This window comes from Sphingobium sp., from assembly GCF_003248505.1.
GTDB lineage: Bacteria > Pseudomonadota > Alphaproteobacteria > Sphingomonadales > Sphingomonadaceae > Sphingobium.
Map to the genome: position 1 here is coordinate 69,872 of NZ_QFOA01000009.1, position 15,345 is coordinate 85,216.

Here is a 15,345-nt window from a genome sequence, read left to right on the forward strand (position 1 = left end):
CCATGGCACGCTATTTTATCGACAGGCCCATCTTCGCATGGGTCATTGCCGTCGTCATCATGCTGGCGGGCCTTTTGGCGATCCGTTCGCTGCCGGTGGCGCAGTTCCCGGAAATCGCGCCGCCTGCGGTGACGATCCAGACAAGCTATCCCGGCGCTAACGCTCAGACGCTGGAAAGCACGACGACCCAGATCATCGAGCAGCAGCTCAAGGGCATCGACAATCTCCGCTATTTCTCTTCGACGAGCGATAGTTCCGGCAACCTGAACATCACGCTGACCTTCGAGCAGGGGACGGACCCTGACATCGCACAGGTTCAGGTTCAGAACAAATTGTCGCAGGCAACGCCGCTGCTTCCGCAGGAAGTTCAGCAGCAGGGCCTGCGTGTTGGCAAGTCCACGTCCAGCTTCCTCATGATCCTCGCGGTCTATTCTGACGACGGTATCCATGACGAACAGGATGCGGCGGACTTCATTGCGTCGAACCTCCAGGATCCCATCAGTCGCGTAACGGGGGTTGGCGATACCCAGTTGTTCGGCACGCAATATGCGATGCGCATCTGGCTCGATCCCTACAAAATGGCTAACCTTGGCGTGACAACCGGGGACGTGAAGTCAGCCATCCAGGCCCAGAATGCGCAGGTGTCGGCAGGTCAGATCGGCGGCACCCCGTCGCCCAAGGGCCAGGCGCTCAATGCCACCGTGACGGCCCAGTCGCGTCTTCGCACCATCGGTGAATTCGAGAATATCCGCCTGCGAACCAGTGCTAACGGCGCGGTTGTGCTTCTATCGGACGTGGCCCGGGTCGAGCTCGGTTCGGAAAATTACGGTTTTGCCGTGCAGTTCAACGGCCATCCTGCGTCCGGTTTCGGCATCAAGCTGGCTCCCGGTGCGAATGCGCTCGCCACCGTCGATGCGGTCAAGGACCGGGTCGACCAGCTTTCCAAGAATTTTCCGAACTGGGTCAAATATGACTTCCCGGTGGACAATTCCACGTTCGTGAAGCTGTCGGTCGAACAGGTGATCCACACCCTGTTCGAAGCGGTGCTGCTGGTGTTCGTCGTCATGTTCCTGTTTCTTCAGAACTGGCGTGCGACGTTGATCCCGACCATCGCGGTGCCGGTGGTTCTGCTCGGTGCGCTGGCTATTTTGAGCGTGGCGGGCTTTACCATCAACACGCTGACCTTGTTCGGCATGGTGCTGGCGATCGGTCTGCTAGTCGACGACGCAATCGTCGTGGTGGAAAATGTCGAACGCCTGATCCAGGACGAGGGCCTGTCTCCAAAGGAGGCGGCCCGGAAATCAATGGATGAAATCAGCGGCGCGCTTGTCGGCATCGGTATGGTGCTGTCGGCGGTGTTCCTGCCCATGGCCTTTTTCGGCGGGTCGACAGGCGTCATCTTCCGGCAATTCTCGATCACCATCGTATCGTCGATGATCCTTTCGGTGCTCGTGGCGCTGATTCTAACGCCGGCGCTGTGCGCCACGATCCTAAAGCCCGCCTCCCACGGCCATAGCTGGAATGGGCCGATCGGGTCGGTTTTCGGTCGCTTCTTCGACTGGTTCAACCGAACGTTCGACAAGGGCGTTCGCAAATATGGCGAAGGCGTCGAGAAGGCAGAACGGCGCTGGGGGCGCACCATGCTCCTGTATGCGCTGATCGCAGCCGGGATGGCTTTCATCTTCATGCGTCTCCCCGGCGGGTTTCTGCCCGAGGAGGATCAGGGATCCGTCCTGGCCCAGGTGATGTTGCCTTCCGGCACAACGATCGAGGAAACGCAGCGGACCCTGGCAAGCATGCGAAACCATTTCATGGTTGAGGAGAAAGGGAACATCGCCGCAGTCTTCACGGTTTCCGGATTCGGCTTTGTCGGACAGGGCCAGAATGTCGGCATTCTCTTTGCCCGCATGAAGGATTGGAAGGAACGCAAGGGCGCGGATAACAAGGCTTCCGCAATCGCAGAACGAGCCAACAAAGCGTTTAAACAAATCGCCGCAGGTAAGGCGTTCGCGTTGATTCCGCCCGCTGTGCAGGAACTGGGCAATGCGTCCGGCTTCGATTTCCAGCTCCTCGATCAGGCCAATCTGGGTCATGAGAAGATGCTGGCGGCGCGCAACCAAGTGCTCAGTATGGCATCGGGTGACAAGCGCTTGGCACAGGTCCGTGCGAACGGTCTGGAAGATACTGCGCAATTGAAGCTGAATGTCGATCAGGCGGCGGCGGGTGCTCTTGGCATCTCGCAGGCGGACGTCAACGACACGATCAGTACCAATCTGGGCGGTGCGTACGTTAACGACTTCATCGACCGCGACCGGGTGAAGCGGGTCTATGTTCAGGCCGACGCGCCTTATCGTACGACGCCGGATGTGATTGGCGCATATCATGTGCGCAGCAGCAACGGCACCATGGCGCCGCTTTCCGCCTTTTCGACGACCGAATGGGTTCAAGGACCGGCGCGTCTGGAACGCTACAACGGTGTGCCGTCGATGAACATTCAGGGCGGACCTGCACCGGGCGTGTCGAGTGGCGAGGCCATGAAAGCGATGGAGGAATTCGCTGGCAAATTGCCCGCCGGCGTCGGCTTTGCCTGGAACGGCATTTCCTACGAGGAAAAGGCGTCGGGCGGTCAGGCACCTTATGTCTACGCACTTTCGATGCTGATCGTATTCCTGTGCCTTGCTGCACTGTATGAAAGCTGGTCGGTCCCAATTGCGGTCATGCTTGTCGTGCCGCTCGGTGTCCTTGGCGCGGTGATCGCCGCGACCATCGCAGGTCTCGACAACGACATTTACCTTCAGGTCGGGCTCATCACCACCATCGGTGTGTCCGCGAAAAACGCGATCCTGATTGTCGAATTTGCCGAAGAAAGGATGCGCGAGGGTCTCTCGCCAGCGAAGGCCGCGCTCGAAGCGGGCAAGTTGCGTCTGCGGCCGATCCTGATGACGAGCTTCGCTTTCATCTTCGGCGTGCTGCCGCTGGCCGTATCCACGGGCGCGGGCGCTGGCGGGCAGAACGCCATCGGCTGGGCGGTCGTGGGCGGTATGCTGTCGGCAACGGTACTCGCGATCTTCTTCGTGCCGGTGTTCTTCACCGTCGTGAAGCGGCTGTTCCGCGAACATCATCATCATGAAGCGGAGGACGGCGGAACCCACGCCGACACTCCGCGGGAGGCTTAAAAAACCATGCGCACCACAAGAGCGCTTGCCACAATCGCGATGACGATGGCCCTGGCGGCCTGCGACCTCGCGCCCAAATATGCCAGGCCCGAACTGCCGGTGCCGGTGACTTCGCCGCAGGGGCCCGCCTATGCAGCCGGCTTGGGCGGATCGATCGTCCCGGCGGACACCGCATGGCGCGATTTCTTCACCGATCCACGACTGGTGCGGGTGATCGATACCGCGCTCGCCAACAACCGGGATTTGCGTATCGCGGTCGCCAACGTGGCGCAGGCACGGGCGCAATATCGCGTGCAAAGGGCGGACCTCGGCCCCACCGTCAACGGTACCGCCAGCGCGACTTATTCCGAACAACCGCTTGTGCAGTTCGGTCAGCCTCAGCGGCTCAATACCGATGTATATCAGGCGCAGCTCGGCATTTCCGCGTGGGAAATCGACCTGTTCGGGCGAGTGCGCAACATGACACGCGCGGCGCAGGAGCAATATTTCGCCAGCGTCGAAAACCGCAACGCGGCACAGGTGTCCTTGATCGCGGAAACAGCCAATGCGTGGCTTGCCATGTCGGGCGATCAGGAAAGATTGCGTATCGCGACTGAGCTGGAAAAGGCCTTCGGCAAAACGCTACAATTGACTCGCGCCCGTTTCGCCAAGGGCATTGCTTCGGAATTGGAGGTGCGGCAGGCGCAAACCAGTTACGATCAGGCGCGATCGGATATTGCGCAGGCGACGACGCTGGTCGCGCAGGATCAGAATGCGCTCAACCTGCTTGCGGGAACCACCGTCCCTGCGAGCGATCTGCCCGATGCGCTGCCGCCGGGAAGTGCCATGCTCGACAACCTGCCGTCGGGGATCAGTTCCGACGTGTTGCTGCGTCGGCCCGACATCGCTGCGGCAGAACATCAACTGCGCGGCGCCAACGCGAATATCGGCGCTGCCCGTGCTGCGTTCTTCCCCAATATTTCCCTCACCGCCGCGCTGGGCACTGTGAGCCTCGGTCTGTCCAACCTGTTCAAGTCGGGTAGCGAGACATGGTCGGTGGGGCCGTCCGCGACGCTGCCGATTTTCGATTTCGGTCGTAACAAAGGCAATTTGCAATATGCGCGCGCCACTTACGACGCGATGCTCGCGACTTATGAGAAAAGCGTGCAAGCCGGGTTCCGGGAAGTAGCGGACGCTTTGGCACGCCGGGGCACGATGAGCCAGCAGCTCGAAGCCCAGACATCGCTGCGCGACGCGGCCCGTAGCGCCTATACACTGTCGGAAGCTCGTTTCCGTTCGGGGGTCGACAGCTTCCTGACGACGCTGGATTCGCAACGGACTCTGTATACCGCTGAGCAGAGCCTGCTTGCGACCCGCCTTACCCGCGCAACCAACATGGTCGAGCTATATCGTTCGATGGGCGGGGGGCTGCGCTAGTTTTCGTCAATCGAAAATAGGCACTGGCGCGGGCTGGAGGACTTTGCTACCCGCGCCTCCTGACCCAGCGTCACGCACCCATAGCTCAGCTGGATAGAGCGTTGCCCTCCGAAGGCAAAGGCCAGTGGTTCGAATCCACTTGGGTGCACCATCGCCAGTCGCAATTGTCACCGCGCCGGGCGTTCCATCGGCTGAAACTTCCCAAGCCCGCAGCTCGCACCGGATTGTAGCGCACCGCCTTGGTTCCACAGCACCCGGATGATATCGACCGAGCAAAGCTGCGACAGCGACGTGGCATAACTGAACCGCTTTTCGAAGCCGAGGCTGGGGCAGCTGTTGGGCAGCATGTTGCGATAGATCCGGCGGCCGTTCATCTGGAAATCGATGGTGCGATCGTCGCGGACGTTGGTGGAGCGAATCTGACTGATCGGAATGCAATCGACCGGTTGTCCGCTCGCGACATAGGGATCGGGCTTGTCCTTGCTGCGGTCCTTCGCCACCGAAGGCGTGGCGGCCAGCACCGATGCCACCCCGACCGCTACGATCATGGAAATGCGCGCCATGCTATCTCTCCTGTTCCGTTCTTGTGCCTGTAAGACGTTGCGGGTGAACCGGTTCCGCATGTCGTAGCAGCTTTTGGCGGAAAAACAGGTCAGGCGGTCGGCAGCGCCTTCGCGACCTTGTCGGCGGGGGCAGGTGACTTGGGTTTGTAACGGCACAGGTCCGCCACGATGCAGCGCCAGCATTCGGGTCGCCGCGCCTTGCATACATAGCGTCCATGCAGGATCAGCCAATGATGCGCGTCGCGGCGGAAAGGGGCGGGGACGCGCTTTTCCAGCTTTTGCTCGACTGCCAGCACGGTCTTGCCCGGTGCGAGCCCGGTGCGATTGCCGACACGGAAAATATGGGTGTCGACTGCAAAGGCTTCCTGCCCGAATGCTGTGTTGACCACGACGTTGGCCGTCTTGCGGCCCACCCCCGGCAGCAGGGTCAGCGTATCGCGATCCTGCGGCACTGCTCCATCGTAATCGCGCACCAGCATTTCCGACAAGGCGATGACATTTTTTGCCTTGGCATTGAAGAGGCCGATCGTCTTGATATACGACTTGAGCCCCTCTTCGCCCAGATCGATCATCTGCCGGGGTGTGGTCACCTCCGTGAATAGGGCGCGCGTCGCCTTGTTGACGCCGACATCGGTCGCCTGAGCGGACAGCACCACGGCAACCAGCAACTGATAGTCGTTGCCATATTCCAGCTCGGTTTCCGGCGCGGGATTGGCTTCGGCAAGACGGCTGAAAAAATCGAAGATCTGCGCCTTGTTCATTTAGAGGCCCAGAACGCCCTGCATATCGTATCGGCCTGCGGGCTGGTTCGTCAGCCAGCGCGCACCCTTGATCGCGCCGCGCGCGAAGATGGCCCGGTTTTCGGCCCGGTGGCCCAGTTCGATACGCTCGCCCTCGGCAGCGAAGATCACCTGATGGTCGCCCGCGACCGATCCGCCGCGCAGCGCTGCAAAGCCGATAGAGCCTGTCGCCCGCGCGCCGGTGATACCGTCGCGACCGCGTTCGCTATGATCGGCCAGATCGATGCCACGCCCGCGTGCCGCCGCTTCCCCCAGCAGGAGAGCGGTGCCGGACGGTGCATCGACCTTATGCCTGTGATGCATTTCGACGATTTCGATATCCCATTCGTCGCCCAGGCTTGCCGCCGCCCGCTCGACCAGCGCGGCCAGCAGGTTGACGCCGAGCGAGGTGTTGCCGGTCTGAAGCACGGGGATCGAGCGCGCGGCTTCGTCGATGCGCGCGTGATGGCCGGTTTCCAGCCCCGTCGTGCCGATCAGCATCGGCTTGCCCGCAGACAGGCAGGCATCGAGATGGCCGCCAAGCGCGACGGGCACGGAAAAGTCGATCAGCACGTCGCTGATCCGCGCCAGTGCCACAGCATCGCGCGTGAAGGGCAGGCCGGGCGCGATTTCACCCTGCGCGACATGGTCGACGCCGCCCGCGAGAGGGATTCCGGCTTCCTGCGTCGCCTGCGCAATGGCGCGGCCCATGCGTCCCGCCGCGCCAAAAATCCCGATGCCGCCCATAAATTTCGCCTCGTCCAGTCTTCGGCCCGCCGATGCCAGAGCCGGGCGGCTTTGTCATCCCTTGGCGCGCGCGTCGGGAACGCCTAGACTGGCCCTGCATGGACATCGAAAACATCGTGATCCTTACCGGAGCGGGCATATCCGCCGAAAGCGGCCTGGCGACCTTTCGCGGGCCGGACGGATTGTGGGAAGGGCATCGGGTCGAGGATGTCTGTACGCCCGAAGCGCTGGCGCACGACGCGGCGCTCGTTCATCGCTTTTACGACGAACGACGGGCAGCACTGGCGGACGTGCGCCCCAACCCTGCGCATGAAGCGTTGGCCCGGTTCGACGCGCAATGGCCGGGCGATCTCCTCATCGTCACGCAAAATGTCGACGATCTGCATGAGCGCGCCGGGGCGGCGCGGCTGATCCACATGCATGGCGAACTGAAATCGGCGCTGTGCGCGGCCTGCGGGGACACGATGGCGTGGAGCGATACGCTGCCGCCCGGATCGTCCTGCCCGACATGCCATGCGCCACGCCTGCGGCCCGACATCGTCTTTTTCGGCGAGGTGCCCTACCGCATGGATGAGATCGACGCGGCGGTCCGGCGCGCCGACCTGTTCGTGTCGATCGGCACGTCCGGCGCGGTCTATCCTGCGGCGGGCTTCGTCCAGACGGCGCGTCATTGCGGAGCGCGCACGCTCGAACTCAATCTCGAACCGTCGGCGGGCAGCCACCTATTCAACGAGACGCGCCTTGGCCCCGCCAGCCTTCTGGTGCCCGCCCTTGTCGAGGAATTGCTGGCATGAGCCCTCTGGTTTGTCCCCGGCTATCCTGTATAGGGCGCGGCTTGCTTGATCCTGATCGGAGCAAAAGGTGATTACTGTCCAGCGGGTGGCAAAGGCCGTCGGCAAACATGCGACCAGGGCGGCGCTGCGCCTACGCAGCGCTCTTGGCGCCCGCAAAACCCGCGCCTGTCCTGCCTGTGGCCAGATGGTCGTCGGCTTCTTCCGCTATGGCGACAACGGCGAATGGGGTTGCCCCCGATGCGGCGCTTCCCCGCGCGAACGGTTGATGAACTGGCTCATCGGGGAAGGGCGTATCGTGGTGCCGGTGCAGGGCGCGATTCTGCACATGGCGCCCAACGAAGCCAGCCTCGTACGCCGCTTTTCCGTCGCCTCCGATTATGTGCCCGCCGATCTTCATCCAGACATCTACCCGGTTCCGCGCATGCGCCGGGTCGACCTGATGGAGCTGGCGGATGAAGCACGCTACGATCTTTTCTACGCCAGCCATGTGATGGAGCATGTGCCTGACGATGGTGCGGTTCTGCGCAACATTCACCGGGCGCTCAAGCCTGGCGGCGAGGCATGGCTGGTGGTTCCCCTGTGGAACAAGCCGACTGAGGACGGCAGCTTCGCCATGCCCCCGCGCGAGCGGGAGCGGCGTTTCGGCCAATGGGATCACGTCCGCCAATATGGCCCCGACTTCGCTGACCGTATCCGCGCAGCGGGTTTCGAACTGGAGGAGATCGACGCATCATCGATCGACCCCGACATCCGCCACCTCTACGCGCTCGACGATAGGCTGTTCCGCGCGCGCAAGCCCGCCGTTGCATGACGAGACTTGCGCGGCTGGAAAGCTCCGCCCGCATCCTGGCGCTGGTAAAGCTCGCCAATGTAGCGCTCGTTCTCGTCTGGGGCTTTGCGGTCACGTTCGTTTTCGTCCGCGTCCTTCCCCTGGCGGAATTCAAGGCGTTCCTGCTGCTGGTCGCTTTCGGCAACTTCACCATTTCGGCGGAATTCGGGCTCACCAGCATCATCTATGCGCGGTTGCGACGTTATTGGCTGGGTGAGGACGCGGCGAGCGACGCAAAGGACAGGGGTGGCGGCTTCCGAAAGGAAGAGATCGGCGTTATCGTCCTGTTCCTTGCGCTGTTGATCGCTACGGCGCTGCTCGTGCTGGCGGCTGCGCTCGGTCTTGGTTGGTTGCGGACCGGCGTGCCGCTGCTCTTCTTCCTCTTCTTCCTCACCGCCTGCCTCAATCTACCCGCGCTGCTGGCCAAGCGCGCGCTGGCGGCGGTAGACGGCAATCTGCTCTGGGAACTGCTCGACTGCGGGCGGCGGGTGGTGACCATAGGATTGCTTGCCGCGATGCTGTTCGGCTTCGATCCGGTCCTGTCGGTTTCGCTGCAAATGGCGGCAAGCATTCTGGTCGTCGGCTGGGCCATCGCCCATGTCCACCGAAGGCTCGGCATGACGCGTGCGCACTGGCTGGCATTCCGGTCGGGCGGCAGCCATGTCCGCACTCATTACCTCCGCGACATTACCGCTTCGGTGTTGTTCACCATGTCGGACATCGTCGCGTATAACGCGCCCTATTTCACGATTGCGGCAGCCACGTCCGACCCGCGACCGATGCTGGTGTTCGACTTCTTCTTCAAGATGTCGCGTTCGCTGTCCATGCTGGTGCGCGCCGTGGTCGAAGCGGTACTGCCGCGCATCACCCGCGCCTTTCACGCCGGGGAGAGCGTGCGTTTGCGCCAGTTGCTTCTGCGTGTGTCGGGGGCGGCCTTTGCGTTCTGGGCCACCGCAGCGGCAGCGCTGCTGCTGCTGGGCGAGAGGCTTTTTCACCTGCTGTTCGCGGGCCACGCCGGGATCGGTCTGATCGATCTGATCCTCATCGTCCTGGCGCTTGCCGCGCTGACGCTGGTGAGCATCTCGGTCTATATCCAGACCGCGCTTGGCCGTTTCCGCCATCTGCTCGGCCGATCGATCCCGCTGCTCGTCGGATCGTTGATCAGCGCACCGCTGGCGGTCGCCCTTGTGCCCGGTCAGTTCGAGGTGGCGTTCCTGACATTGTATGCGCTGACGCTCGCCGTTGCCGGATGTCTCCATATCCTCTCGCTAAGACGACTGGCCCGCGCATGAAGATCGCCATGCTCGACCCTTCGCTTTTTACCGGGCGCTATGACGACAGCCTTTGCACGGCCCTGGCGGGGGAGGGGCATGCCGTCACCCTAATGGGTCGCCCGATGCGCGATACCGACGCGATCCGCCCGGACGGATATCGCTATGACCCCGCCTATTTCCCTCTCAGCGAGCGGCTGCGCCGAACCATGGGAGAGGGGCGCGCCTTCCGCCTGCTCAAGGCCGCCGAATATGGCCTTGCCTGCGCTGCGGGCGGTATCGGGCAGGTCAAGCGGGCCGATGTCGCTCACATGCAATGGCTCCCGCTCGCACCGGCGGACCGTCTGATGCTCCGGCGGATCAAGGGCCGCGTGCCTCTGGTCCACACGGTGCACAATGCCGACGCTTATCATGCCGATGCGGGGGTGCAGGGGCAGGGCTACCGCGCGCTGCTCGATCAGTTCGACGCACTGATCGTTCATGGCGACACGACCCGTTCGGCGCTCCTGACGCAGGGCGTCTCACCTGGCCGCATCCACGTCATTCCCCACCCACCGATGCAACTCGCGTCGCCCAGCGCCGACGATCGCGCCGCGGTGCCCGACGCAGCCGTCCCGCGCATCCTCTTCTTCGGCACGATGCGTCCCTATAAGGGCATCGACATCCTGATCGACGCCTGCCTTATCCTGTGGAGCGCGGGGCATCGTTTCGAACTGGCGCTGGCGGGCAAACCCTTCATGCCGATGGAGCCGTTGACGACCCGCGTCGGGCAGGCCGGTTACGCAGATCGTCTGTTCACCGATTTCGGCTTCCTGTCCGAGGGGCGATTGAGCGCGCATATGGAAAAGGCGGACATCGTCGCCTTCCCCTATCGTCATATCGATTCGAGCGGCGCGTTCCTGTCTGCGCTGCATCATGGCAAGGCGATGGTCACGTCGGACGCCGGCATGTTCGGTCAGCTTCCCGCCGGCGTCGCGACGCGATCCCCCGCCGGAAATGCGCAGGCGCTGGGCGAAGCCCTCTTGCCGCTGATCGAAAGCGCGGCCATCAGGCAGCAGCAGGGCGCGCGGGCGCGCGCCTATGGCGAAGCGATGGGAAGCTGGAAGGACATGGCCGTGGCGACAATCGGCGTCTATGACAGCGTGCTGGCCGGGCGCGCATGAACCGTTATGTGCGAGAAGTGCGGGACCGGGCGCTCGCGACACGGCTGGCCTTGACCGGTCGCGTTCACCAATATCCCGAAATCCAGGCGCTGCGCCGGTTTCTGTCCGCGTTCGAAGTCGATTGCCTGTTCGATGTCGGAGCCAATCGCGGCCAATATGCCACGATGCTGCGCCGCGATTGCGGCTATCGCGGACTGATCCTCTCGTTCGAGCCGAACCCGGACGTGTTCGCGCAGCTTTCCCGCCATGCGGCGCGCGATCCGCGCTGGCAGGTTTTCAACATGGCGCTGTCTGACTTCGACGGCCCGGCCAGTTTTAACATCATGGCCGCCGATCAGTTCAGTTCGCTCAAGGCACCCTCGGATGGGCAGGACGCGATTTTCACAGACCGCAACCGCATCGTCAAATCGGTGGACATGGAGTGCCGCCGGCTCGACACGATGCTGCCCGGCCTGATTGCGGAGCATCGCTTCTGCAAGCCCTTCCTCAAAATGGATACGCAGGGCCATGACCTGGCCGTGTGCGAAGGCGCGGGCGCGGCTCTTTCGTCGATGGCGGGCGTGCAGACCGAACTCGCCATCCGTCCCATCTACCAGTCCGGCACCGGCTATCGTGCCATGATAGACTGGCTGGAACAGGCGGGTTTCGTTCCGTCGGCCCTTTTTGCCAATAACAAGGGGCATTTCCCGCGCCTCGTCGAAATGGACGGCCTGTTCGCCAACCGAACGCTGGTCGGGGATTGAGCATGATCGGGCGGACCGGCCATGTCGACGCACGCCGTATCTACCTCGCCGGGGCGATCGGGCTAGCGCTCTGGCTGGGCGCGACTTTTCTGTGGCACGTCACCTATCGGCAGGGCATCAGCCTGGCGGTCATCCTGCTGCTGGATCAGGATTTCCCCGCGCTCCTCGGGGCGCTCTGTCTTCTGGCGCTGGCCGCCCCCTGGGCGGAAGGGCGGGGCTTTTCCCTACCCCCGCCGCAGGCCAGGATCGTCATCCCCCTCATCGTCCTGCTGGGCATCGCAGCCTGGGCCGGCCACTACGCCCTGTTTCAGGACTATGCGATCAGCCGGGACGAGGAAGTCGCTCGCTTCGCCGCTGCTTACATGCGCGAAGGCCGGTTCGCGCGCCCCATCCCCATGGAATGGGAAGCCTATCGCCGCGCGATCATGCCGGAATTCTTCTCACCCTTCGGCGCTGCGGATTACTGGACAGCGGCCTATTTGCCGGTGAACAGCGCGATCCAGGCGCTGTTCTGGAAGTTGGGCGATCCCAATCTTGCCGGGCCGACGCTGCTGATGGCGGGCCTCGTCGCGCTCTGGCGCGTGGCGTTGCGGCTCATGCCCGACCGCCCGGACGCCGTTTGGGTGGCCCTGCTCCTCGCGTTCTCGTCGACGCAGCTTTGGGTCACGGCGATGACGCCCTATGCCATGACCGGGCATTTCGCGCTTAACATGATCTGGCTGGCGCTGATGTTGCGAGGAGGGGTTCTCGGGCACGGTGCGGCGGGGCTGGTCGCCGTGATCGCGGCGGGATTGCATCAATGGCATTTCCCGCCGCTCTTCATTGCGCCCTTCATCCTCTGGATGCTGTTGCAGCGCCGCTGGACGGTCGCCGCTTTCCACGCGCTGACGCTGGTCGCGATCGTCGTCATCTGGGCGAAGTTGTGGCCGGGTTTCCTTTCCCACATGCTTGGGGCACCTGTCGACGTGCGTCCTTCGGCCGGCGTCGCGGATAAGGTCGGCAGCCTGTTCGAACGGCTCGGCGACCGCTGGCAGCCGCTCGTCAACCTCACCCGTTATGTCGCCTGGAACAATATCCTCATGGTCCCGCTTGCGGTACTGGGCGTTTCCACGATGCGGTGGCGGGCTATGGTGCGCGGACAGGAAATCGCGCTGCCGCTCGCGCTGGGCTGCATTGCGGGGTGCGTCCTAGCGCTTGCGCAGGGTTATGGCTGGGGGTTCCGCTACGCCCACGGCTTTATCGGCCCCTTTTGCCTGCTGGCGGGACTGGGCTGGGCCAAATGCCGCCGCGCGGACTGGAACCGGCCCTTGTGGATCGGCCTCGCGATCACGGCTGTGGCAAGCATCTTTCTCGTCTGGCGGACGCACGAATTCGTCGCGCCCTACGCCGCCAGCCATCGTCTGATCGATTCGAGTGAGGCCGACGTTGTTCTGATCGATCCGCGCGGCGGGCTTTACGTCACCGATCTCGTGCGGGGGCGAAACGGCGTGCCGGGCAAGCCCATGGTGATGAATCTTGCCATGTTGACGCTCGATCAGGTGGACAGCCTTTGCCGGTCCTATGTAGTCGAACTGTTCGATCGATCCGAATTCCGTCCTCTGGGCGTTCCGCTGGCGCGGTGGAACCTCGACGGCATGGATGCGCTGCGCGCGCATATGAAAGAAGTCGACTGCGACAAGCCGGTTCAGCCGCCGCTGCCCGAAACCTTCGAGGAAGCGCTCGAAGCCACTGGCAACGCCATGTAGCGCAAGCTTCAGGCTTCGCCCGGCTCCTCGTCGCGGTAGAGCAACATCACCGATCCATCCTCGCCATCGACCACCCGCACGGGAAGGCTGAGTTGCAGGGCTGACAGGAACTCCCGGCTGTCAGTGGTGCGGAACCGCCCACCGATCCGCAGCGAGGACACGCGCGTATCGCCGATCAGGATGGGGGCGGTGCGGTAGCGGTTGAATTCGCCTGCCGCCTGCTCCACCGTTTCGCCGTCCAGTTCGACGATCCGGTCGCGCCAGGCAATGCGCTGCCCCACGATCCGCGAGCCAAGCGTCGTCAAAGCGATATTGCGCGGCTGGATAATGGCGCCGCGGCCCGCTTCCACCATATGCGATGTCCCGGTGGCGCAGCGGACGCGCGCCGCGCCCCGCGTCACCGTGAGTTCGACCAGGGATGGGCGCAGGCGGACATTGAACGCCGTGCCCACGGCCCGGATGATAGCGGAGCGCGCCTCTACCTCGAACGGGCGGCTTGGGTCGTGCGCCACGTCGAAGGAGGCCTCGCCCTTCAACACGCGGACCTTGCGACCGTTGCCGGTGAAGCGCACTTCAGCTTCGCTATCGCTGTTGAGATGCAGCGTCGACCCGTCCGTCAGCGCGATATCGCGCATCTGGCCGATCCGGGTTTCGTAGCGATTGACGCCGGAGAAGGTGTGGATGGTTACGACGGCAGCGATGATGAAGAGGGTAACGGCGACCGCTGCAACAATCATGATATTGCGCGACAGCCTGCGCTGTTGCTCTTCGCTCACGATCTGTGCGAGCGGGGGGAGGGTGACGTCAGCGGCCGCGCTTTTCAGTCGCTCGGCTTCCTCCCATGCGGCCTCGGCACGTGCGAAAGCGACGCCATGCTTCGGGTCCGCTTCGACCCAGGCGCATATTTCCGCCTCGTCCTCTGGAGAGGGGTCGGAATTAAGCCTGGCCAGCAGGCGCGCGGCCTGCGCCTCGATCGCGCTCCATTCCGCGCTGCCTGACCTTGGTTCCCACGCCTGCACGCTCGAAGTCCGTTTCCTCACGTTCCGCCCATGCTCGCATAACTATCGCGATGGCTTTGGCCAGATGTTTTTCAACCGTTGAAACGGATAGCGACATTTCCTCCGCTATTTCGAGCATCGATTTTTCGTGGATGCGCCGCAGGATGAAAACGCGGCGGCATTGCGGCGGCAGCGACTCGACGATGGTTTCGACCTGACGCAACGCTTCGCGGGCGTGAAGCTGGGTTTCGATATTGTTCTCGCCGCCCAGCAATTCCAGATCGGCGATCGTTTCGAAGCTCACCACCTTGTTGCGGCGCGCGGCATCGATGACGAGGTTGCGGGCGATGGTGAAGAGATAGGCGCGCCCGGTCGTGACGTTTTCCCAATTCTCAGTGGCATAGGCCCGTGTCAGGACTTCGGCGACCATGTCCTCAAGTTCGTGGTTAGAAGGCAGGATGCGCCTCAACCGACCGCGCAGAGCGGCTTCCTGTGGAAGGATGACCGTCTTGAACCACTCCAGTTTCGCTCGAACCCGATGCACGTCTACCCCCTAGACTTGTCAGTCGCGCCTCTCCGTCTTTTCTTCGATTTGTAACAGTCAATCATTCTTGCACGGGGCTGTCCAGCGGGGTGCGACCTTTTTTTGTCGGATCGACCGGAAAGTTCCCCGCTGGCGCAAAATAATTGTGGATATGTGGCCTCAAGCGCACGGTTGCTGCGTGGGGTCAGGTCAGTCGGGCGGCGGCGGAAGCTCGTCCGGGCCGCGCGCAGGCTCGTCATAATCGGGGGATACCGGGCTGACCTCGTCCGGTTCGCGCATCGGCGCTTCGTCGGGCACGTTGAGCGGGGGGGCTTCGTCCGGCGATTGGGGCTGGATGATGTCGGGGGCGGGGATGCCGTCGGGGTTGGGGGCGGGACGAGTGGCCATCATGTCTCTCCTTCTGGTCTTCGACGAAGGCTACGCACGGGAGCATCGGGCAGTTCCGCCGGGGCGCGCCACTATCCCTTGCCTCTTATCGCGCTTTTCTCTATGCCGCGCCGACCGGCGACCGATGCGGGCGTGGCGAAACTGGTAGACGCGCCAGATTTAGGTTCTGGTATCGCAAGATGTGGGGGTT

The 15,345-nt window shown here is 63.1% G+C and carries 14 protein-coding genes and 1 tRNA gene; 9 read left to right on the forward strand and 6 right to left on the reverse strand.

All coding sequences use genetic code 11. The features are described from left to right. The first annotated feature begins 2 nt into the window (after positions 1-2). From DI606_RS06010 to DI606_RS06020, 3 genes are all read left to right on the forward strand, one after another. Positions 3-3,176, forward strand: a complete 3,174-nt coding sequence (locus DI606_RS06010) for an efflux RND transporter permease subunit (protein ID WP_293980577.1) — start codon at positions 3-5, stop codon at positions 3,174-3,176. A gap of 6 nt (positions 3,177-3,182) precedes the next feature. Further along, complete coding sequence (locus tag DI606_RS06015; RefSeq protein WP_293980578.1) at positions 3,183-4,592, forward strand: efflux transporter outer membrane subunit; 1,410 nt, start codon at positions 3,183-3,185, stop codon at positions 4,590-4,592. 74 nt (positions 4,593-4,666) lie between these two features. Continuing rightward, positions 4,667-4,743 (forward strand) — tRNA-Arg (locus tag DI606_RS06020). Positions 4,744-4,759: 16 nt separating this feature from the next. On the opposite strand, the gene DI606_RS06025 is transcribed toward DI606_RS06020, so the two are convergent. The 3 genes from DI606_RS06025 to dapB form a co-directional block, all read right to left on the reverse strand. Next, positions 4,760-5,155 carry a hypothetical protein gene (locus tag DI606_RS06025; protein ID WP_293980580.1) on the reverse strand — a complete coding sequence of 132 codons (396 nt, stop codon included), beginning with the start codon at positions 5,153-5,155 and terminating at the stop codon, positions 4,760-4,762. Between the two features lie 89 nt (positions 5,156-5,244). After that, on the reverse strand, positions 5,245-5,916 hold the full coding sequence (gene nth, locus DI606_RS06030) for an endonuclease III (protein ID WP_293980582.1): 672 nt from the start codon (positions 5,914-5,916) through the stop codon (positions 5,245-5,247). Continuing rightward, positions 5,917-6,681 carry a 4-hydroxy-tetrahydrodipicolinate reductase gene (gene dapB / locus DI606_RS06035; protein ID WP_293980584.1) on the reverse strand — a complete coding sequence of 255 codons (765 nt, stop codon included), beginning with the start codon at positions 6,679-6,681 and terminating at the stop codon, positions 5,917-5,919. It lies immediately after the preceding gene. Positions 6,682-6,779: 98 nt separating this feature from the next. On the opposite strand from dapB, the gene DI606_RS06040 reads away from it, so the two are divergent. The 6 genes from DI606_RS06040 (at position 6,780) to DI606_RS06065 (ending at position 13,226) form a co-directional block, all read left to right on the forward strand. Further along, complete coding sequence (locus tag DI606_RS06040; RefSeq protein ID WP_293980586.1) at positions 6,780-7,475, forward strand: NAD-dependent deacylase; 696 nt, start codon at positions 6,780-6,782, stop codon at positions 7,473-7,475. A gap of 67 nt (positions 7,476-7,542) precedes the next feature. Then, entirely contained in the window at positions 7,543-8,286 is a 744-nt protein-coding gene (locus DI606_RS06045; RefSeq protein ID WP_293980588.1) for a methyltransferase domain-containing protein, read from the forward strand. Beyond that, positions 8,283-9,596: a hypothetical protein gene (locus tag DI606_RS06050; protein ID WP_293980589.1), complete on the forward strand. Its 1,314-nt coding sequence runs from the start codon at positions 8,283-8,285 to the stop codon at positions 9,594-9,596. Before DI606_RS06045 ends, DI606_RS06050 begins: the two co-directional genes overlap by 4 nt. Further along, entirely contained in the window at positions 9,593-10,738 is a 1,146-nt protein-coding gene (locus tag DI606_RS06055; RefSeq protein WP_293980590.1) for a glycosyltransferase family 4 protein, read from the forward strand. Before DI606_RS06050 ends, DI606_RS06055 begins: the two co-directional genes overlap by 4 nt. Continuing rightward, positions 10,735-11,481: an FkbM family methyltransferase gene (locus DI606_RS06060; RefSeq protein WP_293980591.1), complete on the forward strand. Its 747-nt coding sequence runs from the start codon at positions 10,735-10,737 to the stop codon at positions 11,479-11,481. Before DI606_RS06055 ends, DI606_RS06060 begins: the two co-directional genes overlap by 4 nt. Positions 11,482-11,483: 2 nt before the next feature. After that, positions 11,484-13,226: an MFS transporter gene (locus DI606_RS06065; protein ID WP_293980592.1), complete on the forward strand. Its 1,743-nt coding sequence runs from the start codon at positions 11,484-11,486 to the stop codon at positions 13,224-13,226. An 8-nt stretch (positions 13,227-13,234) separates the two neighbouring features. Here the strand turns inward: DI606_RS06065 and DI606_RS06070 are convergent, their stop codons facing one another. The 3 genes from DI606_RS06070 to DI606_RS06080 form a co-directional block, all read right to left on the reverse strand. Next, entirely contained in the window at positions 13,235-14,245 is a 1,011-nt protein-coding gene (locus DI606_RS06070) for a FecR family protein (protein WP_293980603.1), read from the reverse strand. Continuing rightward, positions 14,163-14,768 carry a sigma-70 family RNA polymerase sigma factor gene (locus DI606_RS06075; RefSeq protein ID WP_293980594.1) on the reverse strand — a complete coding sequence of 202 codons (606 nt, stop codon included), beginning with the start codon at positions 14,766-14,768 and terminating at the stop codon, positions 14,163-14,165. Before DI606_RS06075 ends, DI606_RS06070 begins: the two co-directional genes overlap by 83 nt. 189 nt (positions 14,769-14,957) lie before the next feature. Then, entirely contained in the window at positions 14,958-15,155 is a 198-nt protein-coding gene (locus DI606_RS06080; protein WP_293980596.1) for a hypothetical protein, read from the reverse strand. Positions 15,156-15,345 lie beyond the last annotated feature (190 nt).

Coding starts and splice junctions, on each gene's coding strand:
- DI606_RS06010 (WP_293980577.1), top strand. CDS start 3: ATGGCACGCTATTTTATCGACAGGCCCATCTTCGCATGGGTCATTGCC.
- DI606_RS06015 (WP_293980578.1), top strand. CDS start 3,183: ATGCGCACCACAAGAGCGCTTGCCACAATCGCGATGACGATGGCCCTG.
- DI606_RS06025 (WP_293980580.1), bottom strand. CDS start 5,155: ATGGCGCGCATTTCCATGATCGTAGCGGTCGGGGTGGCATCGGTGCTG.
- nth (WP_293980582.1), bottom strand. CDS start 5,916: ATGAACAAGGCGCAGATCTTCGATTTTTTCAGCCGTCTTGCCGAAGCC.
- dapB (WP_293980584.1), bottom strand. CDS start 6,681: ATGGGCGGCATCGGGATTTTTGGCGCGGCGGGACGCATGGGCCGCGCC.
- DI606_RS06040 (WP_293980586.1), top strand. CDS start 6,780: ATGGACATCGAAAACATCGTGATCCTTACCGGAGCGGGCATATCCGCC.
- DI606_RS06050 (WP_293980589.1), top strand. CDS start 8,283: ATGACGAGACTTGCGCGGCTGGAAAGCTCCGCCCGCATCCTGGCGCTG.
- DI606_RS06055 (WP_293980590.1), top strand. CDS start 9,593: ATGAAGATCGCCATGCTCGACCCTTCGCTTTTTACCGGGCGCTATGAC.
- DI606_RS06060 (WP_293980591.1), top strand. CDS start 10,735: ATGAACCGTTATGTGCGAGAAGTGCGGGACCGGGCGCTCGCGACACGG.
- DI606_RS06065 (WP_293980592.1), top strand. CDS start 11,484: ATGATCGGGCGGACCGGCCATGTCGACGCACGCCGTATCTACCTCGCC.
- DI606_RS06080 (WP_293980596.1), bottom strand. CDS start 15,155: ATGGCCACTCGTCCCGCCCCCAACCCCGACGGCATCCCCGCCCCCGAC.